At 67.3% G+C, this 22,133-nt stretch carries 23 protein-coding genes; 7 read left to right on the top strand and 16 right to left on the bottom strand.

Annotated elements, in window-relative coordinates; all coding sequences use genetic code 11:
* Positions 1-50: 50 nt before the first annotated feature.
* From ACWDTS_RS22270 to ACWDTS_RS22240, 7 genes are all read right to left on the bottom strand, one after another.
* The gene (locus tag ACWDTS_RS22270; protein ID WP_197250117.1) at positions 51-1,199 is read right to left on the bottom strand and encodes an acyl-CoA dehydrogenase family protein; all 1,149 of its coding nucleotides are present in this window, start codon (positions 1,197-1,199) and stop codon (positions 51-53) included.
* 34 nt (positions 1,200-1,233) lie between these two features.
* Positions 1,234-2,589 (bottom strand): MFS transporter, encoded by a 1,356-nt coding sequence (locus ACWDTS_RS22265; RefSeq protein WP_450119053.1) that lies wholly within the window; start codon positions 2,587-2,589, stop codon positions 1,234-1,236.
* Between the two features lie 82 nt (positions 2,590-2,671).
* Positions 2,672-3,466: a MaoC/PaaZ C-terminal domain-containing protein gene (locus ACWDTS_RS22260; RefSeq protein ID WP_450119052.1), complete on the bottom strand. Its 795-nt coding sequence runs from the start codon at positions 3,464-3,466 to the stop codon at positions 2,672-2,674.
* A gap of 26 nt (positions 3,467-3,492) precedes the next feature.
* On the bottom strand, positions 3,493-4,242 hold the full coding sequence (locus tag ACWDTS_RS22255; protein WP_450119051.1) for an enoyl-CoA hydratase/isomerase family protein: 750 nt from the start codon (positions 4,240-4,242) through the stop codon (positions 3,493-3,495).
* Entirely contained in the window at positions 4,239-5,624 is a 1,386-nt protein-coding gene (locus ACWDTS_RS22250) for an amidase (RefSeq protein WP_197250122.1), read from the bottom strand. Before ACWDTS_RS22250 ends, ACWDTS_RS22255 begins: the two co-directional genes overlap by 4 nt.
* A complete protein-coding gene (locus tag ACWDTS_RS22245) occupies positions 5,617-6,378 on the bottom strand; it encodes an SDR family NAD(P)-dependent oxidoreductase (protein ID WP_450109484.1) in 762 nt (253 codons plus the stop codon). Before ACWDTS_RS22245 ends, ACWDTS_RS22250 begins: the two co-directional genes overlap by 8 nt.
* A gap of 51 nt (positions 6,379-6,429) precedes the next feature.
* Positions 6,430-8,829: an alpha/beta fold hydrolase gene (locus tag ACWDTS_RS22240; protein WP_450119050.1), complete on the bottom strand. Its 2,400-nt coding sequence runs from the start codon at positions 8,827-8,829 to the stop codon at positions 6,430-6,432.
* Between the two features lie 186 nt (positions 8,830-9,015).
* On the opposite strand from ACWDTS_RS22240, the gene ACWDTS_RS22235 reads away from it, so the two are divergent.
* The 5 genes from ACWDTS_RS22235 (at position 9,016) to ACWDTS_RS22215 (ending at position 12,744) form a co-directional block, all read left to right on the top strand.
* Complete coding sequence (locus tag ACWDTS_RS22235; protein ID WP_450119049.1) at positions 9,016-9,633, top strand: TetR/AcrR family transcriptional regulator; 618 nt, start codon at positions 9,016-9,018, stop codon at positions 9,631-9,633.
* 192 nt (positions 9,634-9,825) lie between these two features.
* The gene (locus ACWDTS_RS22230) at positions 9,826-10,206 is read left to right on the top strand and encodes a cupin domain-containing protein (RefSeq protein ID WP_197250125.1); all 381 of its coding nucleotides are present in this window, start codon (positions 9,826-9,828) and stop codon (positions 10,204-10,206) included.
* A 20-nt stretch (positions 10,207-10,226) separates the two neighbouring features.
* Positions 10,227-10,727, top strand: a complete 501-nt coding sequence (locus ACWDTS_RS22225; protein ID WP_197250126.1) for a dimethylamine monooxygenase subunit DmmA family protein — start codon at positions 10,227-10,229, stop codon at positions 10,725-10,727.
* Positions 10,727-11,722: a PDR/VanB family oxidoreductase gene (locus tag ACWDTS_RS22220; RefSeq protein WP_450119048.1), complete on the top strand. Its 996-nt coding sequence runs from the start codon at positions 10,727-10,729 to the stop codon at positions 11,720-11,722. The genes ACWDTS_RS22225 and ACWDTS_RS22220 overlap by 1 nt, the downstream gene beginning before the upstream one ends.
* Entirely contained in the window at positions 11,719-12,744 is a 1,026-nt protein-coding gene (locus ACWDTS_RS22215) for a heme-dependent oxidative N-demethylase family protein (protein WP_450119047.1), read from the top strand. Before ACWDTS_RS22220 ends, ACWDTS_RS22215 begins: the two co-directional genes overlap by 4 nt.
* Positions 12,745-12,798: 54 nt before the next feature.
* On the opposite strand, the gene ACWDTS_RS22210 is transcribed toward ACWDTS_RS22215, so the two are convergent.
* The 7 genes from ACWDTS_RS22210 to thiD form a co-directional block, all read right to left on the bottom strand.
* Positions 12,799-13,125 (bottom strand): hypothetical protein, encoded by a 327-nt coding sequence (locus ACWDTS_RS22210; protein ID WP_450119046.1) that lies wholly within the window; start codon positions 13,123-13,125, stop codon positions 12,799-12,801.
* A gap of 40 nt (positions 13,126-13,165) precedes the next feature.
* The gene (locus tag ACWDTS_RS22205; protein WP_450119045.1) at positions 13,166-13,927 is read right to left on the bottom strand and encodes an SDR family oxidoreductase; all 762 of its coding nucleotides are present in this window, start codon (positions 13,925-13,927) and stop codon (positions 13,166-13,168) included.
* A 49-nt stretch (positions 13,928-13,976) separates the two neighbouring features.
* On the bottom strand, positions 13,977-15,248 hold the full coding sequence (locus ACWDTS_RS22200) for an amidohydrolase family protein (RefSeq protein ID WP_450119044.1): 1,272 nt from the start codon (positions 15,246-15,248) through the stop codon (positions 13,977-13,979).
* Between the two features lie 50 nt (positions 15,249-15,298).
* The gene (locus ACWDTS_RS22195) at positions 15,299-16,645 is read right to left on the bottom strand and encodes a cytochrome P450 (protein WP_450119043.1); all 1,347 of its coding nucleotides are present in this window, start codon (positions 16,643-16,645) and stop codon (positions 15,299-15,301) included.
* A 51-nt stretch (positions 16,646-16,696) separates the two neighbouring features.
* Positions 16,697-16,888 (bottom strand): ferredoxin, encoded by a 192-nt coding sequence (locus ACWDTS_RS22190; RefSeq protein WP_450119042.1) that lies wholly within the window; start codon positions 16,886-16,888, stop codon positions 16,697-16,699.
* Between the two features lie 375 nt (positions 16,889-17,263).
* Positions 17,264-17,776, bottom strand: coding sequence for a hypothetical protein (locus ACWDTS_RS22185; RefSeq protein ID WP_450119041.1), 513 nt, complete (start codon positions 17,774-17,776; stop codon positions 17,264-17,266).
* A gap of 139 nt (positions 17,777-17,915) precedes the next feature.
* Positions 17,916-18,707, bottom strand: coding sequence for a bifunctional hydroxymethylpyrimidine kinase/phosphomethylpyrimidine kinase (thiD, locus tag ACWDTS_RS22180; protein WP_248673549.1), 792 nt, complete (start codon positions 18,705-18,707; stop codon positions 17,916-17,918).
* A gap of 126 nt (positions 18,708-18,833) precedes the next feature.
* On the opposite strand from thiD, the gene ACWDTS_RS22175 reads away from it, so the two are divergent.
* The gene (locus ACWDTS_RS22175) at positions 18,834-20,825 is read left to right on the top strand and encodes an alpha/beta fold hydrolase (protein ID WP_450119040.1); all 1,992 of its coding nucleotides are present in this window, start codon (positions 18,834-18,836) and stop codon (positions 20,823-20,825) included.
* A gap of 28 nt (positions 20,826-20,853) precedes the next feature.
* On the opposite strand, the gene ACWDTS_RS22170 is transcribed toward ACWDTS_RS22175, so the two are convergent.
* Both ACWDTS_RS22170 and ACWDTS_RS22165 read right to left on the bottom strand, forming a co-directional pair.
* Positions 20,854-21,117 (bottom strand): hypothetical protein, encoded by a 264-nt coding sequence (locus ACWDTS_RS22170; RefSeq protein WP_450119039.1) that lies wholly within the window; start codon positions 21,115-21,117, stop codon positions 20,854-20,856.
* Positions 21,118-21,193: 76 nt separating this feature from the next.
* Positions 21,194-21,634 carry a MarR family winged helix-turn-helix transcriptional regulator gene (locus tag ACWDTS_RS22165; protein WP_248673547.1) on the bottom strand — a complete coding sequence of 147 codons (441 nt, stop codon included), beginning with the start codon at positions 21,632-21,634 and terminating at the stop codon, positions 21,194-21,196.
* A 73-nt stretch (positions 21,635-21,707) separates the two neighbouring features.
* On the opposite strand from ACWDTS_RS22165, the gene ACWDTS_RS22160 reads away from it, so the two are divergent.
* On the top strand, positions 21,708-22,076 hold the full coding sequence (locus tag ACWDTS_RS22160) for a cupin domain-containing protein (RefSeq protein WP_248673546.1): 369 nt from the start codon (positions 21,708-21,710) through the stop codon (positions 22,074-22,076).
* Positions 22,077-22,133 lie beyond the last annotated feature (57 nt).

Genomic DNA, 22,133 nt, shown 5'->3' with positions numbered 1-22,133 from the left:
CGGGACGGCCGATGGCCGTCCCGCCGCTGCGGTGTTCGGAAAAGGGTGCTCTACCGGAGGCCGAACGAGTTCCCGATGATGTCGCGCTGGATCTCGTTGGTGCCGCCGTAGATCGTGGCGCCGAGAGCAGCTCGTACGTGCTGCGCCATGTCGAACTCGGTGGAGTAGCCGTAGCCGCCCATCATCTGCATGCCTTCGAGGGCAGTGTTCTTCGCGACCTCCGTCGCCTTGAGCTTCGCCATCGACGACGCGCGGGCCAGGCCCTGCGGATCGTCACCGGCATCGGCGCGGTGGGCGACGCTGTAGACGAGCAGACGGGTGCACTCGAGCTCCGTGGCGAGATCGGCGATGCGGTGCTTGATCGCCTGATACGAGCCGACCCGATTGCCGAACTGGATGCGCTCGGAGACGAACGCCAGAGCGTCGTCGAAGGCGCGTTCGGCGACGCCGAGCATCTGCGCGGCGAGGATCAGCCGTTCGGTCGCCAGGCCGGGCATGAGCTGGGCCCATCCCTGGCCGACCTCCCCGACCACCGAGTCGGCGGGCAGCACGCAGTCGGTGAAGTAGAGGTCGTTGACCTCGGTGCCGCCCAGCGTGTCGATGCCCTTGATCGTCAGCCCCGGCGTGTCGGCCGGAACGTGGAACATGGTGAGCCCGTGGTGCTTCTTCTCGCCCCGCTCGGTGCGGGCGACCAGCAGGATGCTGTCGGCCTGATGAGCATTGGTGATCCACGTCTTCTGGCCGTTGATCACCCAGCCGTCCGCGGTGCGCTCGGCGCGGCAGGACAGCGCTGCGACATCGGATCCGGCCTCCGGCTCGGACATCGCGATCGCCAGCGCCGCACCCTCGGCGAGCCGGCCCAGCACCGTCCGCTTGAGCTCTTCGCTCGCGAACTTGGTGTAGATCCCGGCGGTGATGAGAGTCGTGCCGTGCCACGGGACCGGGGCCAGGCCGCGGTGGAGCTCCTCGAGCAGGACGCACAGATCGACGTGGTTGCCGCCGGCTCCGCCGTACTCCTCGGGGATGTTGATCGCAGCCCAGCCGAGTTCGGCGATCCGCCGGTTCAGCTCGAGGCTGTGCCCTTCCCGGCCGCAGTCGGTGAGTTTGTCGCGCTGTTCGCGCGTGCCCACCTCACGGCGGCAGAATTCGCGGACGGCAGTCCCGAACTCGCGCTGCTCCTCGCTGAGCATCACAGTCATGGAGATCTCCTGGTCGAAATGGAAAGGGTGCCGATCAGGCGGGTTCGCCGACGCGGACTCGGGTGTCCCGGGACTCGTCGTCGTGATCGCCCGCCGTTCCGGAGGTGAAATGACGGCGCATGGAAGCCGCTGCGACGAAGGAGATCACGGCGGTGACGACCAGGATCGCGGCGAGCGGCCACCAGTGCTTCGATCCGTCCGTCGGTACCAGAGCAGCGGCGACCAGGGGCGTAGGAGCCGCCCAGGCGACGCCCGAGAACGCGCTGCACAGGGCGACACCGCTGTACCGGACCTCGGTGGGGAACAGGTCGGCGGTCATGCTCGACACCACGGCATAGGTGGTGGCGTGACCGAGGACGAGGGCAGCCGAGAACGCGACGATCATCAGCCCCATGTTTCCCGTGTTGAACAGCAGGAAGAGGGGGAAGGCGAACAGGCCCGTGAACACCACGCCGCCGATGAAGACGGTCCACGCCGACAGGCGGTCGCACAGGATGCCGACGCCGACCATCGCGAACAGGTCGATGGTCGCGGCGACCAGCAGGATCATCAGTGTGTCGCTCTTGGAGAACCCGTGGACGTTCGTCGCCATCGTGAGCATGTACGTGGTGATCAGATAGAACAGCACGATCACGCTGGCCTGCAGGCCGATGCCGGCGAGGACTCGACCCGGCAACGTCCGCAGAACCGTGAGGATGGGGCGGTCCGTGACCGAACCCGTCTCCTTCACCTCGGTGAACTCGCTCGACTCCTCGACACCGAGCCGGATGATCAGGCCGATGACCACGAGAACGAAGCCGGCGAGGAACGGAATCCGCCATCCCCAGGACATCAGCTGCTCGTTGGGCATCCGGGCGACGAAGTACATGACGACGGTCGCCAGAACCAGCGCGAGCGGGCTGGCGATCTGCGGAGCGGATCCGTAGAAGCGCTCCCGGGCCTTTGGCGCGTTCTCGACGCTCATGAGCACGGCACCGCCCCACTCGCCGCCGACCGCGACACCCTGCAGGAAGCGGAGGGCGGTGAGCATGACGGGAGCCCAGATGCCGACCTGCTCCCAGGTGGGCAGCAGACCGATGAGGCCGGTGGAGGCACCCATCACGGTCAGCGTCGTGATCAGCGTCGTGCGGCGGCCCAGGCGGTCACCGAGATGGCCGAAGATGAACGCGCCGACCGGGCGGGCGAGGAAGGCGACACCGAGGGTCGCGAAGGAGGCCAGGATGCCGACATTCGATCCCAGCTTCGGGAAGAAGATCGTCGAGAAGACGAGCGTGGCGGCCGTGGCGTAGATGAAGAAGTCGAACCACTCGACGGTGGTGCCGACGAGACTGGCGAGGAACGCGCGTTTTTGCTGCTTGGTTCCGAAGCTGGAAGCGGCGTGTGCGGTCATGGATGTGCCCTTTCGGCGGGACTTTCCTGTGGAGCGGGGGAGTTTCCTTCTGTAGAGCTGGGGGTCGAACGTGGTGGTGCGGTCAGAATTCCGCGTGCCCGCCCGAGAGGACACCGGTGTCGCCGATGCGTGCGTCGAAGTCGACGTTCGTGCCGGCGGCCTGTGCCCGGACGGTCAGCGTGGCGTCGGGCAGAACCGGCGCCGCGAACCGGGCTCGGAGCTCCCGGAGTTCCCACGGCTGGGCTCCGGCGGCCTCGGCGACCGTGCGTGCCGCGATGCCCAGCGTGCACAGACCGTGCAGGATGGGTCGTTCGAAGCCGTAGCCCGAAGAGACCTCCGGGTCGATGTGGACGGGATGCAGATCGCCGGTGAGGCGGTACAGGGCCGGCAGGTTCGCGGCGATGTGGGAATCCTGCCGGAACGGAGCGGATTCGAGATCGATCCGCGGCGCGGAGGGTGCGCGTTCACCGCCCCAGCCGCCCGAGCCGGGCAGGTGGATCGCGTAGGTCGCGGTGAACTGCTCGCACTCGACGGCGATGTCGACGGTCGCCGCGGATCCCTTGTCCCAGACGTCGGCGACGCGGGCACGCATCTCGAGCTTGCCCGAGCGAGGGAAGGGCGCATGGACCGTCAGCTGCTGTGCCGCGTGGAGCGACTTCAGCCGGTCGTAGGCGCCGAGCTCGCCGGCCTCCTCGACTGCCCACAGGCCCAGACCCAGGCCGAAGGTCGGCAACACGTGCAGATCCCGCTCGTAGACCAGCGGCAGCTGGTCCGGGCGCGCGCCGACGCACAGCGCGTAGAGGATCGCGTCGGATTCGTCGTACGAGACGACACGGCTACCGAGGTCGTAGCCCTTCAGGGAGGCAACTGCGTTCATGAGCTTTCCTTGGGGTGGAGAGGGTGTCAGGAGGCGGAGGCGCCGTGCCGCTCGGAGGCCGCGGCGACGGCCTCGTGTCGAGCGGTGCTGTCCATCAAGCGGATTCGAGTGGCCTGCCATGCGGCGTCGTCGTAGTCTCCGTCGTCGAGTCTGCGGAGCAGGTCCCGTGTCGCGGAGAGGGCGTCCTCCGGGAGACCGACGAGCCGCTCCGCAAGCGTCAGAGCGTGCTCGCGCGGATCCCCGTCCGCGGAATGGGTGGCCAGTCCGCTGCGTACCGCGTCGTCGGCGTCGAATCGTTCGGCGAGCACCAGCAGCCGGGTGACCGTCGTGCGGGGCAGCGTGGCGTGGACCCGGCGGATCGACGCCGGGTTGTACAGCAACCCGAGTTCGACGGCCGGGACCCGGAACCATGCTCGCGGGCCGACGATCCGGACGTCACACGAGGTGGCGAGCTCGACACCGGCGCCGACGCATGCCCCGTCGACGACGGCGACGACGGGAACCGCGCTGTTGCGGATCGAGGCGCATGCGTCCTCGAGATCCCGGTCGTAGTCGAGGTCGGCGGAAGTGCCTGTCAGATCGGCGAAGTCCGCGCCCGCACAGAACACCCGTCCCGAACTCGTGAGGACCACGGCACGGATTCCGTCCGGCAGGTCGGTGAAGACCCGGCGGAGTTCGCGGAGAAGTTCCCGGGAGAGAGCATTGCGCCGGTCCGGACGGTCGAGGACGATCTCGAGGACGCCCCCGTGGCGCCGGCAGTCGAGCCCGGCGGTCACGACACCGGCTCCGGGACCGGCCGGGACGCCCAGCGCTCGCGCACCGGAGCGTAGTCGAAACCGAGTGCCGACTCCAGGGACTCCGCGAGGTTCAGCAGGTCGGCGTCGCGGCCGCGAGCGGTGACCAGCTGGACACCGATCGGCAGTCCTTCCGAGGTCCCCGCGGGAAGCGAGATCGCAGGTGTTGCAGCGACATTGAACGGCGAGGTGAAGGGGAAGGCGCCCCACAACCAGTCCGCCTTCTCGCCGTCGATCGTCTTCGGCCGCTGTTCGTGGGGGAACGCAACGGTCGCGACCGTGGGGGTGAGGATCGCGTCGAAGTCGTGCAGGAAGCTGTCGACACGGCGGCGGAAATCACCCAGTGCCTCGCGTGCGAGGGCGACCTCGGCGCTGGTCAGCTGCTCCGCGGCGCGCAGGCTTGCGCGTTCGTACGGGGTGAGCAGTTCCGGACGTTCGAGCAGATGCGCCCGCTCGCGGAGTTCGTCGTCGAGCACGAGGGGCCCGAAGATCTCGTTCCAGCCGTGGATCGGGATGTCGGTCTCGACGACCTCGTGACCGAGATCCGACAGGATGGAGGCGGCGGCCTCGACCGTGCGGACGACGGCGGGATCGACGGGACGTCCGTCCGGACGTGGGCAGAAGGCGATCCGTCGGTTCGGTACCGAGGCACGGGCGAAACTCGTCTCGGCGAGGATCTCGGTCATGATGCGGGCGTCGTCCACCGTCCAGGCGAGCGGACCGGCCGTGACGAAGTCCGTCATCGCCCGGAAGCCGCGCTCGTCCGCACACAAACCGGTGGTCGGCTTGTATCCCACGAGGCCGCTGAAGGCCGCGGGGATCCGGATGGATCCGCCGCCGTCCGAACCGAGTCCGATCGTGGCGAGGCCGGCACCGACCGAGGCCGCCGCGCCGCCACTCGAACCGCCCGGGGTCCGCGTCGGATCCCACGGGTTGCCGGTCTCGGGACCGAGCAGGTTGTCGCTGGTGGCGGACTGGCAGAACTCGGGAACGCTCGTCTTGCCCGGCATCACGGAACCCGCTGCACGCAGGCGGGCGACGGCACCGGAATCCGACCGGGCGACGCGCCCGCGCTGGGTCAGCGATCCGAGGCCGGTCTCCGTGTCCGCGAGGTGGAAGGCGTCCTTGATGGATACCGGGACCCCGAGGAGCGGGGCGCGCTCCCCGCGGGAGTACCGATCGGCCGCGTCGGCCGCCTGGAAACGAGCCAGATCGGCCGTGACCGTCACGTAGGCGCGCACCTCCGGATCGAATCGCTCGATCCGGTCGAGGACCTCCTCGGTGACGTCGATGGGGTTCAGGTCACCACGCGCGTAGGCGTCGGTGAGCTCACGGATGGGCAGGTGCAGCGGGTTCTCAGCCATGCGGGTGCACCCCACCGCTGATGCCGTAGACCTCGCCGGTGACGTAACCGGCGTCGGGTCCGACCAGGAACGACACCAGCCCGGCGACGTCCTCGGGGCGGCCGACACGGCCGACGAGGGAGCGGTTCTCGGCGTAGCCGGAGAAGAACTCGTCCGGGTAGATCTTGCGGAGGAAGTCGTTGTAGATCAGGCCCGGGGTGATGGCGTTGACCCGGATGCCGTGCTTGCCGTTCTCGGCGGCGGCGACGCGGGTGAGGGCGAGGACACCGGCCTTGGCTGCGGAGTAGGCGGCGCCGTGCTCCGTGCTGGTCTCGTAGGCGGCGATCGAGCTGATGTTGACGATTGCGCCGGAGTTGTTCTTCTGCATCACCGGAAGCGCGTAGCGCATGGTGTAGAAGGTGCCGTTCAGGTCGACATCGAGGCAACGCTTCCAGGTCTCGGAGGACATCTCGGCGACGGGCTCGATCTTGCTCCAGCCGGCGTTGTTGACGAGAACGTCGAGGCGGCCCTTCTTCGCGGCGATCTCGGACACGACGGCCTCGACCCGGGCCTCGTCGGTGACGTCGAGGACGTAGCTGTCGAAGTCGCGTCCGTGCTCGCCGGCCAGCTTCGCGGCCAGTTCGTGGCTGCGGCGCTCGTGGACGTCGGTGATGACGACATCGAAACCGTCGGCGGCGAGGCGGGTGGCGATGGCGGCGCCGATTCCTGCGCCCGCGGCGGCGGTGACGAGGGCGGTGGGACGTTCTTGCATCATGGAGCCTTTCGGAAGGACGGTGTTCTGGAAGTGATTGATCGGTGGGGCTTCTCAGGGGAGAAGTCGGCGAAGCGTCTCGATCGACTGCTCGGGCTGGTCCACGAGCATCAGGTGGCCGGCACCGGTGATCTCGGAGTAGGTGGCGTGCTCGATCGCGCCGAGGATGATGTCCGCGGCCTTCTTCGGGCAGAAGGTGTCGTGGTCGGCACCGACGATCGCGACCTCGGTCTCGCTCCCGATCCGGGCCAACTCGGGGGTGAGCGGCGACTCGACCAGTGCGGCCATGGCGGTGGAGGCGTTGATGTAACCCTGCGCCTCGCCGACGGCTTCGAGCCGGAAGTCCGTGACGGCGTCGAGGTCGGAGTCCGGGTTGTGCAGGGCAGCAGCGGTATCGGCGCGGAGGGCGGTGCGCTGCTCCTCGGCGTCGGTGCCGCGGAAGAGTTCGATGCGGCCGGCGTAGAAGCCTGCCGCTCCGCGGCCGACGACACTCGAGGTGCCCAGTGCGACGACCTTCGTCACGAGGTCGGGGCGCTCGGCTGCGGCGGAGAGGACGACGGTGCCGCCGAGAGAGAAGCCGACGCAGATCGCGGGACCGGTGACCTCTTCGAGGAAGGCGATCAGATCGTCGCGCAGCTGGGCGAGCGTGCCGGCGGGCGAGCCGACGGTGGTGCGTCCGTGCCCACGGAGGTCGTAGGCGTAGGTGGTCACCGGCAGTCCGGCTTCCTGGACGGCGCGCCAGCTGCGGTGATCTTCGGCGAGTCCGTGGATCAGCACGACCGCGGGGCCCTCACCGGCGCGGGTGTAGGTCACGTCGATGTCGCGGAGCGTGACGGTCTGCGTCGTGAGGTCGACGGTGCTGCTGGTCATATCTTCTCCTGACGAGATCAGTTCTCTGAGAACGTTCTTGCGGATCTTCCCGGCGGGGGTCTCCGGCATGGTGGGCAGAATGCGGATCGACTCCGGCCACAACCTCCGAGGCACGTCGCGATCCGCGAGCCATCCGACGAGTTCGTCGAAGGTCGGGGCGGCGCCGAGCGGCTGGATCACCGCGCAGATCCGTTCACCGAGCCGGTCGTCGGGGCTGCCGACGACGGCCACGCGCGCGACCTGCGGGTGCCCCGAGACGGCGTTCTCGATCTCGACGGGGGAGATGTTGACGCCGCCGCGGATGATGAGGTCCTTGAGACGTCCGGTCAGACGCAGGTAGCCGTTGTCGTCCACGATTCCGGTGTCGCCGGTGCGGAACCAGCCGTCGTTCGTGAACGACTCGCGGTAGAGCTGTTCCTGGCCGATGTAGCCGAGGAAGAGCGACGGGGTACGCATGACGATTTCACCGTCGGTCCCGCGCGGTGCGAGCGTGCCGTCCTCGCGGATCGTCTCGAGCGTCACGCCGGGCATCACCTTGCCACAGGTGTGCGCAACGAGCTCCGTGGAGTCGCCCGGCAGGCTCGAGGTCGCGCCGCCCTCGCTCATCGCCCAGATCGCCGCGATACGGGTGTCGGGCATCTGTTCCTGCGCCAGTTCGATGAGGCTCGGGGCGACGGGGGCGCCGCCGCACAGGAAGATCCGCATCCCGGCCAGCTTGGGTGCTGTGGAATCCCATTCGGTGTCGACGATGTCCTTGAGGAAAGGAGTTGCGGCCACGGTGATCTCGCAGCCGTACTTCTCGACGAGCTCGAGCGCCCGGCGGGGCTTCCAGGCATCCTGCAGGACGAGGGAGGCACCCGTCATCAGCGACATCCGGGCGCCGTGCCAGAAGCCCGTGCTGTGACCGAGCGGGGAGGGCATGAAGATCGGCCGTTCACCGGAGACCTCGTAGCGGTCGATGACCATCCGGTTGTAGGCGCTCAGGCTCGCCTCGGAATGTGCGATCGCCTTCGACTTTCCGGTGGTGCTCGACGAGAACAGCACGTGGACCAGGTCGTCCGGATAGGCCGGGATCGTCACCGGTGCGCCGCCGAAGGTGCGCCAGGTGCGGGTTCCGTCACCGTCGACGAGGAGGATCTTCACCTCGCGTCCGAGTTCTTCTGCCAGAACCTCGGATTCGGCGACGAAGTCGCGGCCGCGATGTTCGAGGGGAAGCACGACAACCTTCGCACCCACGAGGTTCGCGGTGTAGGCGATGGATCGGGGGTCGGTGGTCACCGGCAGGGTGCCGGCGATCATCCCGCGTCGCGCGACACCCAGATAGGACGTCATCCACTCGGTCCAGTTGGGCATGCAGACGATGGCGAGATCGCCTTCGCCCAGACCATGGACGGCAAGTTCCTGCTCGACCTCGCCGGCCAGCTCCCACAGTTCGGCGCGGGACAGGGCGTGTCCTCGGTCGTCGCAGACGGCGAGGGCGTGGGGATCGCGCTCGAGGTGGTCGAGGAAGAGTTCGAGGGGAGTCCGGGTGCCGGCGGTGTGGCCCGGCACGACGGTGGCGAGAGTGGTTGCGCGGGAATTCACGGGGGACTCCGTTTCGGTGGAAGCCGGATGAAGAAGCAAAAGAGGCGTCGCGGGAAGGGACGCGATGTCGATGAAACGATTCTGGAGTAGTAACGTGGCTCACGTCAAGAGAGTGACGTCGCTTTTTTGTTAACTCTGATGAACATTGTGTTGAACGGCTACGATGCCCGCAACGAAAGGAGGGACATGTCGCACCTGCCGAACACCACCAAGGGGCGCCGTACCCGCACCAAGCTGCTGGAAGCGGCGCGCTCGGTCTTTGCTCGCGACGGTTACGTCGGCGCCACCATGAGTGGCGTCGCGACGGAAGCCGGGATGTCGCTCGGGGGGTTGTACAGGTACTTCAGTGACAAGGAGGACCTGTTTGCGACGTTGATCGCCGACACGCACGACGATCTGTTCCGTGCCAGTGGTGCGACCGAGCACCGCATCGAGGACGATCCGTACCAGGCGCTGCTCGAAGCGAACACCGGTTACCTGTCTCACTACTACAAAAACCGCGACATCATGCGGACTCTCGTCGAGGCTGCGAGCGTCGACCCGCGTTTCCGCGAGATCTGGTGGTCGATGCGCAATCGGCACATCGACCGGTTCACCACCGTGCTCAAGGTGAAGTGTGGCATGGACACGGTCGGCGGTCTCGACGTGCGGGGCGTGGTCGAGGCCGCCGCGTGCATGGTGGAACAGTCCGCCTACGTCTGGTATGCCCAGGATGCTCTCCAGCGGTCTCCGATGCCGGTCGAGCAGGGAGCGCAGATCGTCACGCGCATCTGGCACCGCGCTTTCTTCGGATCCGGCCACTGACGAACTCTTCGTTCGGGCCGCGGGCTTCATGGCCCGCGGCCCGAAAGTCGTGCTTCCGAGAGGAATCGGTTACACGCGTTAACCGAGCGGCAACCCATCGCTGCGTTTCTTCGCATTATCGTGTGTTTCACGTCAGCGATCGACGTTTCGCCGCACAGCGCGCGTTCGCGCATTCCTTTCCGAGGAGTTCTCATGTCCGAGACCACGACCACAGCACCCGTTTTCCGGGTGACCTCCGGATTCTGGAAGACGCTCCCGCAGATGTCGCTCGACGAATTCCCGGGAACGAAGGGGTACATCGACGACGTCTATCCGAACCCCGACGGATCGGAGATGGCGGCGGGGTACTTCGCCCTCGAACCCACCGAGGCTCCGCTCGACTACATGTACGAGTACGACGAGATGAAGGTGGTTCTCGACGGCGAGTTCCGCCTCGAGAACCTCGACACCGGGCAGGTCGAGATCGCGCGAGCTCGCGATGCGATCTTCTTTCCCAAGGGATCTCGCATCCGCTTCACCACCCCCGAGGGCGCGCTCGCGTTCTACGTCGGCCACCGGTCCTTCGCGCCGTAGGTGATGCGATGAGCGTCTGTATGGATACCACCAGCGTGCCGAGATGGGAGGAAGAGCGGCGCATCGCAGAGGGCGGACGCTCGGTGACCATTCTGTCCTTCGGTGACGCCGCACTCGCGCAAGCGCGGAGTCTCGTGTCGTCCTTCGGAGGCCGTCGAGTCGGCTGGTTACGACTGCCGACCGTGTGGGGTGACACCGCGGCGGAGGTCCTCGAACGTCAACTGAGTGCCGCCCGGGTGGGGTGGCGACTGGTTCTCGTCGGGCCGGAGGCTGCAGTGCTGTCGGCGCGAGCGGCGGCCGTGGCCGGAGGACTTCTCGACGCCGAGATCCTCCCCGTTCCGATCGACGTGACGACGCGCAGCGTCTACTGCGCGCACTGTCACGCCACGCATCTCGCGGAGGTCGGGATCGGACAGTGCACGACATGTCCGACCTGTGCATCGGAACTGGTCGTCTACCACCATGTTTCGCGCCTGCACGGCGCCTATCTCGGCTACATGATCGATGCGGAGGAACTCTGATGACGCTGATGTCGGATGCCTCGGCAGGGCATGCGCGTGCCGAGACGGACCTGTATCTGTCGGTCACCGACACGATCGAATTGTCTCCCACCGTCCGGCACGTTCGCCTGGCCGATCCGGGAGGTCGGTCGTTGCCGTCCTTCACTCCCGGCAGTCACGTCGTCGTCGCGTGCGGCACGGGACCCGACGGGCGAGCGCGGCGCAATTCCTATTCGCTGACCGGTCCCTCGTTCGAACCCGACCACTACGCGATCTCGGTGCGGCTCGAGGAATCCGGACGCGGCGGGTCGCGGTGGATCCAGGACCTGAGGGTCGGCGATCGTGTCTCGATCTCCACCCCGCGTAGCGCTTTCGCTCCGGTCCTCACGGCCCGGCACCACGTGCTCGTCGCGGGTGGCATCGGAGTCACCCCGATACTGTCCCACGTCCGCGCCGCCGTGCAGTGGGCGCGCTCGTTCGAGGTGCACTACGTTTTCCGCGACGGGGACGGCCCCCACCTCGAAGAACTGCGGAAACTCTGCGGGGACCGATTGCGGACCTACGATTCGAAGGATCGCTTCCGTGCCCACGTGGACTCCGTGCTGCTGGATCAGCCCATCGGGGCGCACATGTACGTCTGCGGCCCGTCCGGTCTCATCGACGACCTCGCAACGCGTGCCCGGGCCGCCGGATGGCCCGACGCGCGGGTCCACTACGAGCACTTCGGTGTCGGCGCGCTCGACCCGGGCGCGCCGTTCACCGCGCACCTGCGCCGCAGTGGTCTCGATGTCGTGGTCGACTCCGGCGTGAGCCTGCTCGAAGCACTCGAATCCGAAGGGATCGCGGTACCCAACCTCTGCCGGCAGGGCGTGTGTGGCGAATGCCGCCTGCCCGCTACCGGTGGTGGGATCGACCATCGCGACCTGTATCTCGGTGAGGCGGAGAAGGAAGCGGGGGATTGCCTGATGCCGTGTGTCTCCCGCGCGAGCGCAGAGAGATTGGAGTTGGATCTGTGAGTGCAACAATAGATTTCGCGATCCGTGACAGCGGCACCGACCTTCCGGATCGGATTGCACGTTTCCCGTTTCCGTTCGCCCGCGACACCTACCGCTACAGTACCAACGTCGAACCCGCCGGAAGCGTGGTGGAAACTGCTGCGGGCGGATGGGGCAGGCATCCCGTCGACGTCGACGGCTGCTACCTCGACGACCTCGCCGAGCGTGAGCGCATTCTCGCTGCCGATCACACTCGCTTCCAATCCCTTCCGCACATGGAGATCGCGCAGTGGGACGCGATGGTCACGCTCATGCGGATGCTCACCGACGCCGACCCGCGCACGTTCGCGCTCGACCGTGACGGCGCGATCCTGCGCTGGAGCAACCGGGTGCTCGACGTCGAGCAGGCCTTCGTCTTCGGTGAGCGGTCCACGCTTCCCGAGTCTCCGCTGCGCTTCATCGGCAGGCAGATCCAGGAGGACGTCGTGTTGCTCGACCAGCGCGAGGGAGCGCTGTGGGGTGACGCAGGCCTGGTGACCTTCGCGGCCGACTGGTCGCTGCGCTTCGACGTCGGCATGAGTTTTCTCCAGATCCACGGTCCGGTACCGCGTGTCCATGCCGAAGGGGTGATCCCGCGCGCCCAGCAGTTCCTCATGGGGCTGCAGCCGGGACAGTGCTACCGGCGCACCAACTGGTCGCTCAGCGTCGATCGCCGGCTCGACCAGTCCACCGAGACCTATCCCGAATGGGGCCGGGACCGGCGACTGCTCGCCGAGGGACCTCTCGAAGACGTGGGGCGGCGGCTGCACCTGCGCGTCGAAGTCCAGCACCTTGTGCGCCTCGGTACATCCGGCGCGATCATGTTCCTCATCCGCACGTACCTGCTGCCGTTCGAGGACATCGCCCGGGTGCCCGAATGGGCCGACCGTCTCTACCGTGTGCTCGACGAACTGCCCGAGGACATGGCCGATTACAAGGGCATCACCCGCACCCGCGAGCCGGGCCTGAAGTGGCTGCGCGAATTCGGAGGTGTGCGCCCCTGACCCTCGTGCGTGGTTTCGGTAGCGGTGACTACCGAAACCACGCACGGGCACGGGCTATCCGGAGGACTTGGAGTACACGGACTTCACCTCCATGATCCGCATCTTCGGGATGGGACCGTAGCTCAACGAGTCCGACATGTTCAGCTGCTTCGCCGCCGCCGCGGCATGGACGTTGGCCTTGGCCACGTGGGGATCGCCCTCGAGTTCGTACAGCGTGACCGACGGGCCGCCGTCGGCGTCGGCCGGGCTGAGGCGTGTGGCGCCCACGAATCCGTCGAGCGCGACCACCTCGGGGATGTGGACCTCGTCGTACCACTTGTTGAACTCTTCCAGCCGCTCGGGGTGGGAGGGGTACGACTCGACGAGCAGGTAGTGCTTCATTGGTGTTCCTGTCTGTGAGAAGTTGTGTCGAACAAGGGATTCAGACGCGAATGACCCAGCCGCCGTCGATGTTGAGGGTGTGGCCGGTCACCCAGTCGCTTCCCGAGGACACGAGGTACAGCAGACCGGGGACGAGTTCCTCCGGTTCGCCGAAAGGGAACGGGATGGCGTGCTTGACCATTTCCTTGAGTTCCGGCGGTGATGCGATCGAACCGGCTTCGGTGTTGACCATTCCGGGTGCGATGGCGTTCACGCGAATTCCGAACGGCGCCAGCTCGCGGGCCAGCGACACGGTCATACTCACCAGCCCGAGCTTGGTGATGCCGTATGCCTGTGCGGCCATGAAGGCACCGCTCGAGGACTGGTTCACGATCTTGCCGTAGCCGCGTTCCTTCATGTACGGCACCACGGCGCGGGTGCACAGCAGCGGGCCCGTCAGGTTGACGCCGAGCGTGCGGTTCCAGAGGTCGAGCTCCATCGTGGTGAGCGTCCCCTCGCCGACGACTTCGGCCATCAGGCCCGCGTTGTTCACCAGGATGTCGACGGACCCGAAGTGTTCCGCCGCGGTTGCCGCCATCTCGGTCGTGCTCGCTTCGTCGCTGACGTCGACACGGACCGCGAGTGCGCGATGACCCGCGGCTGTCATTTCCTCGGCGGCCGCGGTCGCGGAATCGAGGTTGACGTCTGCGAGAACCACCGCTGCCCCGGCTTCGGCGAGACCCCGGGAATAGGCCCGGCCGATCCCGCCTCCGGCGCCGGTGACGATCGCGACCTTGCCGGACAGCTGTGGGGTGTCTGTCATGGATGTTCCTTCTCGGTCGAAGCGGATCGGATGTCGAGTCCCGGAGGGCTCAGGGGTGCGCGAGCTCGTAGCGCCGGCGGTACTCCTCCTTGGACGTCTCGCTGATGTCCACATCGGTGGCCCGTGCTCGCAGTGCGCCGACGGTGGCCTGCTCGCGCGGGATGTGCGCGAACGGATCCCAGCCGAAGAACCGCGCGGCATTGGCGAAGGTGATCTTGTCGATCTCTTCGTCGGTGCACCGGGCGGCGTCCAGCTCGGCCTTCAGGACTTCCGGCGATCTCGGCCAGGTCGAATCGGAGTGGGGGTAGTCGCATTCCCATGCGATCGTGTCGATTCCCAGGCGGTGGCGGTTGTTCAGGCCACTCGGCTCGGTGATGTAGCAGGCCAGGAAGTTGTTCCGCCAGACCTCCGTGGGGGACATGCCGTCGGGTAGGAAGCTCACTCCGGTCCAGGACTGGTTGACGATGTGGCGTTCGAGCCGGTCGAGCCACGGTGCGACCCACCCGACGCCGCCTTCGCTCATGGCGACCCTGAGCTCCGGGAACCTCCGGAATGCTCCGCTGAGCATGATGTCGGTGGCGGCGATGGTCGAGATCAGCGGAGTCAGCATCAGCATGTCGTCGATGTCGAAGCTCCGGGATCTCTTGACCAGGTTGATGCCGCCGCCGATGTGCAGGCTGAGGACGATGCCGTGCTCGACGCACGCCCGGAAGATCGGATCCCAGTAGCCGGACTTGAAGTCGGGGAATCCCTCGCCGACGCCGTAGGGGGTCTCGGGAATGCTGATCGAGCGGCATCCCATCGCGGCGATGCGGTGGATTTCGGCGACCGACTCGCCCACGTCGAAGAACGGGATGATGCCGATCGGGATGAACCGTCCGGGATGGGCGTCGGGGACCTCGCCGACGACCCAGTCGTTGAACGCCTTGCACGCGGCGAGGGACAGCTTCTTGTCGGGCAGGCTCGCCAGATGGGTGCCTGCGAAGCCTGGGAAGGTCGCGAACAGGGTCGCGGCGAGGGTGCCGTTGGCATCCATGTCGCGCACCCGCAGATCCATGTCGTAGACGGCGGGTCGCATCTCGGCGTAGCCCGTGGGATCCATGCCCCATTCTTGTTTGGGCCACGAGACCACGGCGTTGAGGCCGGAACTGCCGACGATCGTGCCCTGGAACTGCCATGCCTGCACGTTGGGGTTGCGCGGGTTGGCAGTGAGTTTGGGAGCCTGGTCCATCAGGCTCTTGGGGAAGTGCTTCTCGAAGATGTCAGCGGGTTCGACCACGTGGTCGTCGATGCTGATCATCACCATGTCGTCGATGTTCATCGAAGTCCTGATCAGGTCGGGGAGTGACGCCGTCCATGGGGCGTCGGCGCTCATCCGCGTGCGGTCACCGGCGCAGCGAGACCCTGTTCGTCGACCGTTTTCTGGATCGCAGCGAGGGTCTCGTCGAGTCCGGCGCCGAGCCGGGGACCGGGTGTGAAGTTGGCCGGAAGCCGGCGCATGCCCTGGATGACACCGATGGAGTCGTAGTGGATCGTGCCTTCGGGGTCGCACTCGAAGTCCGGCGTGCGGTCGAGCACCGCGATCAGCATCCGCTTGAACATCGTGCGCGCCAGGTTGGACCCGATGCAGCGATGGACGCCGAGTCCGAAACTGAAGTGCCGGTTGCCCTTACGCTCCAGGTCGATTTCCTCGGGGTCCGTGAACAGTGCCGGATCCCGGTTCGCCATCGCCCAGGAAAGCCAGACACGTTCGCCCTCCTTGAACTGCACACCGTCGAGCTCGACGTCTGCGGAGAACGTGCGTCCGTCCCCGGCCGACGGGCAGAAGAAGCGCAGGAACTCCTCGGTGGCCGAATCGAGGAGGGTGTCTCGTTCGGCGCTGAGGATTTCGCGCTGGTCGGGATTCTGGGAGAGCCATTCGAGCGCATGCGAGGTCAGAGCGGTCGTCGTGTCGAAGCCACCACCGATAAGGAGGCTGAGAACGCCGAGCAGTTCGAGGTCGTCGGGCTTCTCGCCGTCGATCGTGGCCCTCGCGATCGCGTCCACCATGCCGGGGCGGGGGTTCTCACGGATCTCGTGGAGGCTGGAGAGGAGATCCAAACCCATGACGCGGTGTAGCTCGGCCACTCGATGGACGTCGGGTGAGTCCGGGGGTGTGTACATCGCGGCGTGGACGGGTTCGCAGTACACCTTCCATTTGGCGACGGGGATGCCGAGCATGGCCAGCGTGATCACCGCCGGGACGATATTGACGAGGTCGTCGATGAAATCGATCCTGCCCGTTTCGATCTTCTCGTCGAGGCACGCGCGGATCACCTCGTCGATGAGCGGAACCCACTTCTCGACGGCCGCGGGGGACAGGTACGGATTGAGCACGGCCCGGAACTCGCGATGTTCGGGGTCGTCCATCTCCAGGATTCCGCCGCGGACTCCCGATGCCCTGACGGCGGTCGGGATCATGATGCCCTTGTATCCGCGGCGAACCCCCTTGACGTCGTGATCGTTCGAGATGGAGGCCGAGCGCGCGAGGGCGAACACCGCCTCGCTACCTGCGGCGACCCAGTGGCCACCGTGTGTGTCGGACCAGGCCACGGGGCACTTGGAGTGCATCTCCTCGGTGATCTCCGAGAAGTTGTGGCGGTAGTCCGGTGCGTGCCTGTCGAACTGGAAAACCGGTGTTCGGTGACCGGTATCGATGACGGCCTCGTCAGCGCTCACGGGATTGCCCTCTCTTACGTCCGGTAGTGGGTGGTGTTGGGGCCCAGCGGGTCACAGGACGGAGATCGCCTGTTCGGGACAACTGCGGACGGCTTCCCGCGCCGAGTCGGTGAGATGAGCCGGAATGTCGGCGCCGACAGCTGTTGCGTGGCCGTCGATGTCGCTCAGTTCGAACAGCGTCGGGGCGGCCATGGCGCACAGTGTGTGGCCCTGGCAGCGTTTCGGATCCACTTCGACTTTCACTGCTGTCCTCCGTGTCCTTCGAGTTCTCTTCTCTTGCAACATGTTCAACGAGTAGATGGTGATTCGGCGACGCCGTCCCGGCTGGGCGTGGACGCGGAATTCGTCCTCGTGTCGATCGGTCTTCGGGGATCTGGGGCGGAATGGGTCGAGGCTGGGTGCCGGGTTGTGGCCGACGCGGGAAGATTGTCAGTCTCAGAAATGAGAACCCCCTTCCGTTAGGGCAGAATCGTATTCTGAGATGGTGTTGTGTGCAAGGGGGAATCGAGGGCATGAACGACAAAATCCGCTCGGCTGCCAGTCATCCGCAGTGACGATTGCGGGGAAGAATGACTGGCGGCCGAGCGGATGTCGTCCGCGGAGCGGGTGGTTCGACGGCTATTTGCCGAGGCTGTCGATGAAGGCTGTCACCTGGTCGATCGTGAACTGGTCGCGGAGCTTGCAGGCAGAGTTCTGATTCGCGAACAAGCCGGGGATCCGCAAGGCCCGTTCGCGGTCGACGGCCCGCTCCCAGACGACCGGCAGGATCCACTCGCGGTAGTCCTCGTCGGGATCTGGGTCGGAGACTTCCTTCCCGTACGGGGCGTTGAGATCGAGGTCTCGGAAGCTCACCTGCTCACCGTCGACGGTCAGCGAGGCCTGGTCGGCGGGGGCGGCTTCACCCGCGACAGTGCCGATACCCACGTAGCCGACCGTGGGAATGTAGGCGAAGATGCGGTGGCCGACCGGAATCTTGCGGAGGCTGTCCGAGTACCACCTGCGTCCGCCCGCGGATACGAAACCGTACTTGCGGGCATCGTCCCAATTGCGTGAGGCGTTCGCCTCGCCGACATTGACGTACCAGTCGCTACCGTTCCACTCGGACTGGCCAAGCGCTGAAGTCGTTGTCACTGTTCCACTTTCCATCATCGCCGGTTAGATCCACCGGTCGAGTACTGCGGCGGGAACCTGCGGCGGGGACGCGCGATCGAGCGAGGACTCGTCCGCAACTTCTTCCTCGCCTGATCAGCTGCCCCTGGAGGGGATGGGGCTACGCGCCCTGCCACACGGTGTCGAACGGGGTGTTCGCCGACACCCGGCCTTTGATGCCGCGGGTGACGAGATCCTTCGCGATCTGGACGGCCTGGGCGACGTCGGTGCCCTTCGCGAGTTCGGCGGTGATCGCCGCGGCTAGGGTGCAGCCGGCGCCGGAGACGCGCTCGTTGCCGATCTTCGGTGCCGTGAGCAGCGTGACGTCGGTGCCGTCGAACAGCACGTCGACCGCGTCGTCGCCGTCGAGCTCGACACCGCCCTTGGCGATGACGTACTGCGGGCCGAGGTCGTGGATACGCCGCGCGGCCTCGATCAGGTCGTCGACGGACGCGATGCTGTCCATGCCGGACAGGGTCCGGGCCTCGAACAGGTTCGGCGTCACCACCGTCGCGTAGGGGAGCACCTGGGTGCGCAGCGCGTTGTCGGTGTCGAGGGCGGCGCCGGGTTCCTGACCCTTGCAGATCAGGACCGGGTCGAGCACCACGTGCCGCCAGGACTGCCGGCCCAGCGCCTCGGCGACCACGTCGATCGTCGCGGGCGTGCCGAGCATGCCGATCTTCACGACGTCGAGGTTGTGCGCGGCGGTCGCGGCCTGGATCTGGTCGGCGATGACCTGCGGATCGATCGGCACGAACCGGTGTCCCCAGTTGTTCTCCGGGTCGAACGAGACGATGCACGTCGTGGTGCCCAGGCCGTACACGCCCAGCTGCTGGAAGGTCTTCAGGTCCGCCTGCAGGCCGGCGCCACCGGTCGCTTCCGAACCGGCGATGACGAAGGCGAGGTCGACCACAGCGGTGTTCTCCGTTCGAGGTGGGGATGATCGGCAACCAGATTACAACCGGCCGCCACGCCACTTTCCGCACACCCGCCCCGCAGAGTCCCGGAACTGCACGGTCGCGGCACTACTGTGTGCGCCATGACGGCGTTCGACGACCTCGACGACTACCTCGCCCTTCCCCGCGTCACAACTCTCGCGTTGTCCCCGGACGGCACGCGCGTGGTGATCGCACAGTCCACACTCGACGAGAAGTCCACCGCCTATGTCGGCGCGCTGTGGGAACTCGATCCTCAGGGGCAGAACCCGGCGCGCAGGCTCACCCACGGTGCGAAGGGCGAATCGAACCCGGTCTTCACCGCGTCGGGCGACCTGCTGTTCACCGCCGCGCGCGGTGGCGACGACGATCCGGCGTCGCTGTGGCGGCTGCCCGCCGGCGGGGGAGAAGCGGAGCAGATCGCGCAGCGCGCGGGCGGAATCTCCGCGGTGCGCACGGCAACCCGCGCCGATCGCATCGTCGTGACCGCGAACGTGCTGGGCCACTCCGACAGTGACGACGAGCGCATCCGTTCGGCCCGCAAGGACGCCAAGGTCTCCGCCGTCCTGCACACCGGCTATCCCGTCCGCTACTGGGACGCCGACCTCGGCCCGGACCGCCCGCACCTGCTCTCGGTCGGCACCGAGAAGACCCTCGCCGACCTGACGCCCGGCATCCGTGGCTCGCTGCGCAACGCCGACCTCGACATCGCCGCCGACGGCAGCTTCGCCGTCACCACATGGTCGGTACCCGGCCCGCTCGCATCGCGCCGCAGCACGCTCGTGCGCGTCGATCTCGAAACCGGCCTGCGCACCTCGATCGTCGACGACGAGGACGCCGAGTCCACCGCGCCCCGGATCTCCCCGGACGGCACCCGCCTGGCGTACCTGCACCAGACCGTCACCACTCCCGAGGATCCGCCGCGGATCACGTTGCGGGTGTGCGACATTGCCACCAAGGAGACGGTGGACACGACCGTCGGCTGGGACCGCTGGCCCACATCGTCGGCGTGGCTGCCGGACGGCTCGGGTCTGCTGCTCACCGCCGACGACCACGGCCGCGCACCGATTTTCGCGTTCACGCTCGGCACCGACGTGCCCGTCCGGCTCACCACCGACGACGCCGCCTACACCGACGTGAAGGTCGCGCCGGACGGCCGGTTCGCGTATGCGCTGCGCGCGTCCTACGAGGCACCCCCGCATCCCGTGCGGATCGCCCTGACCGGCGACGACCGCGGCACCGTCGTGCCGTTGCGGGCGCCGAGCGAGTTGCCGGAGCTTCCCGGACGGCTCACCGAGGTGCACGCCACCGCCGCCGACGGCACGCCGGTGCGCGCCTGGCTGGCGCTGCCCGCCGGGGCGGCGGCCGCTACGCCGGCGCCGCTGCTGCTGTGGGTGCACGGCGGCCCGCTGAACTCGTGGAACACCTGGTCGTGGCGGTGGAACCCGTGGCTGCTCGTGGCCCGCGGCTACGCGGTGGCGCTGCCCGACCCCGCACTGTCCACCGGATACGGTCGCGCCTTCGTGCAGCGCGGCTGGGGTCGCTGGGGCAAGGAACCGTTCACCGATCTCATGACGATCACCGACGCCGCCGAGGCGTTGCCCGAGATCGACTCCGAACGCACCGGCGCGATGGGCGGATCGTTCGGCGGCTACATGGCGAACTGGATCGCCGGGCACACCGACCGGTTCCGCGCGATCGTCACCCACGCGAGTCTGTGGGCGCTCGACCAGTTCGCGCCCACGACCGACGCCGCCTGGTACTGGCAGCGCGAGATGACCCCCGAGATGGCGGTGGAGAACTCACCGCACCTGTACGTCGACAGCATCGTCACCCCGATGCTGGTGATCCACGGCGACAAGGACTATCGCGTTCCCATCGGGGAGGCCCTGCGTCTGTGGTACGAACTGCTGTCCGAATCCGGCCTGCCCGCCGACGACGACGGCACGACCGTGCATCGCTTCCTCTACTTCCCGAGTGAGAACCACTGGGTGCTCAGCCCGCAGCACACCGCGATCTGGTACCGGACGGTCGAGGCGTTCCTGTCCGAGCACGTGCTGGGCCGGCCGATCGACCTGCCGGAACTGCTGGGCTGAGATCGACCGGCTCGGCGGGGTCGAGCGATCAGTGCTTGTGGCCGGCCTTCTTCGCCAGTGAGCCGACCGTCTCCTGGACGTGGGGCACGGTGTCCTTCACGACCTTCGACACCTGGGGGACGGTGTCCTTGACGACCTTGGACGCCTCGTGCACCTTGTCCTGGACCGCGGGTTTGTGCCACAGGTCCGCGGACTGACCCACCAGCTTGTCGTAGGTGCCTCTGCCCGACTTCGAGCCGAGGACGTATCCGGCTGCGGCCGCGCCCGCCGCCAGCATCAGTGCTCGCATCATCGTGGTCTCCCGTTCGTGTCGACCGGTTGCGGGCTCACGGAGTACCCGATCGGGGGCGGATTCACACGCGGCGCGGTCACCACGCGGGACGCAGTCGTCCCGGCGTGACCACGGTCCGCAGTGCGGTGCCGAGCGCCGCGTAGGTCGCGGGATCGAGCCGGTCCCGCCACTGCTCGACCGCCTCGCGCGCCGCGTCGTCCGCCGCACGCGTGCAGGCCCACCCTCGGTCGGTCAGACGCAGCAGCCGTGCTCGCGCATCGGTGGGGTCCGCTTCCCGCGTGACGTAGCCGCGGTCGACGAGCTGGTCGACGAGCTGTCCGGCGGCCTGCTTCGTGACGCCGAGGTGCTCGGCGAGGTCGGACGCGGTGGCGTCGCCGGAGCTGATCCGGGCGAAGGCGAATCCGTGCGACGGCCGGACGTCGGTGAACCCGCGTGCGGCGACGCCCTCCTGGATGGCGTCGACCAGTTGGCTCGCGGCCCGCAGGACGAGTACCGGGAGATCCGGGAAGTCGGTCATGGACTCATCTTGACAGAAAGGTCAAGAAGCTTGACCATATAGACAAGTAACTTGACTATATGAGGGGGAGAAGATGTCGGTCCTCGGAGCTGCGGACGCCGTCCGGTTCGACGCGCACGGCAGCACGTTCGCGTCCTACGTGGCGTCCCGGAACAGCACACAGCTGTGCGCGTGGAAGCTGACGGTGCCGGCGGGAACGCGCGGCGTCGCCCACCGCCCGAGCCGCGACGAGGTGCTCCTCGTCCTTGACGGAACGCTGCACGTCACCATCGACGGCTCCCGCAACCGCGTCGAACAGGGGAACGTCGCACTGGTGCGCGCCGGTGCCGAGATGATCGTCGACGGCGGACCACGGGAAACCACCGTCTGGGTCACGACCACCCCGGGGCTGACCGCGACCCTGAACGACGGCACGCAACTCACCCCGCCCTGGGCGCAGTGATCGCGACCGGGCGCGGGCCGTCCGGGCGACGGGGCATGTCCAGGCGATTTGTGCGCG

The sequence above is a fragment of the Rhodococcus sp. NPDC003383 genome, from assembly GCF_053589115.1.
This window is presented reverse-complemented; position numbering and strand designations above follow the sequence as displayed.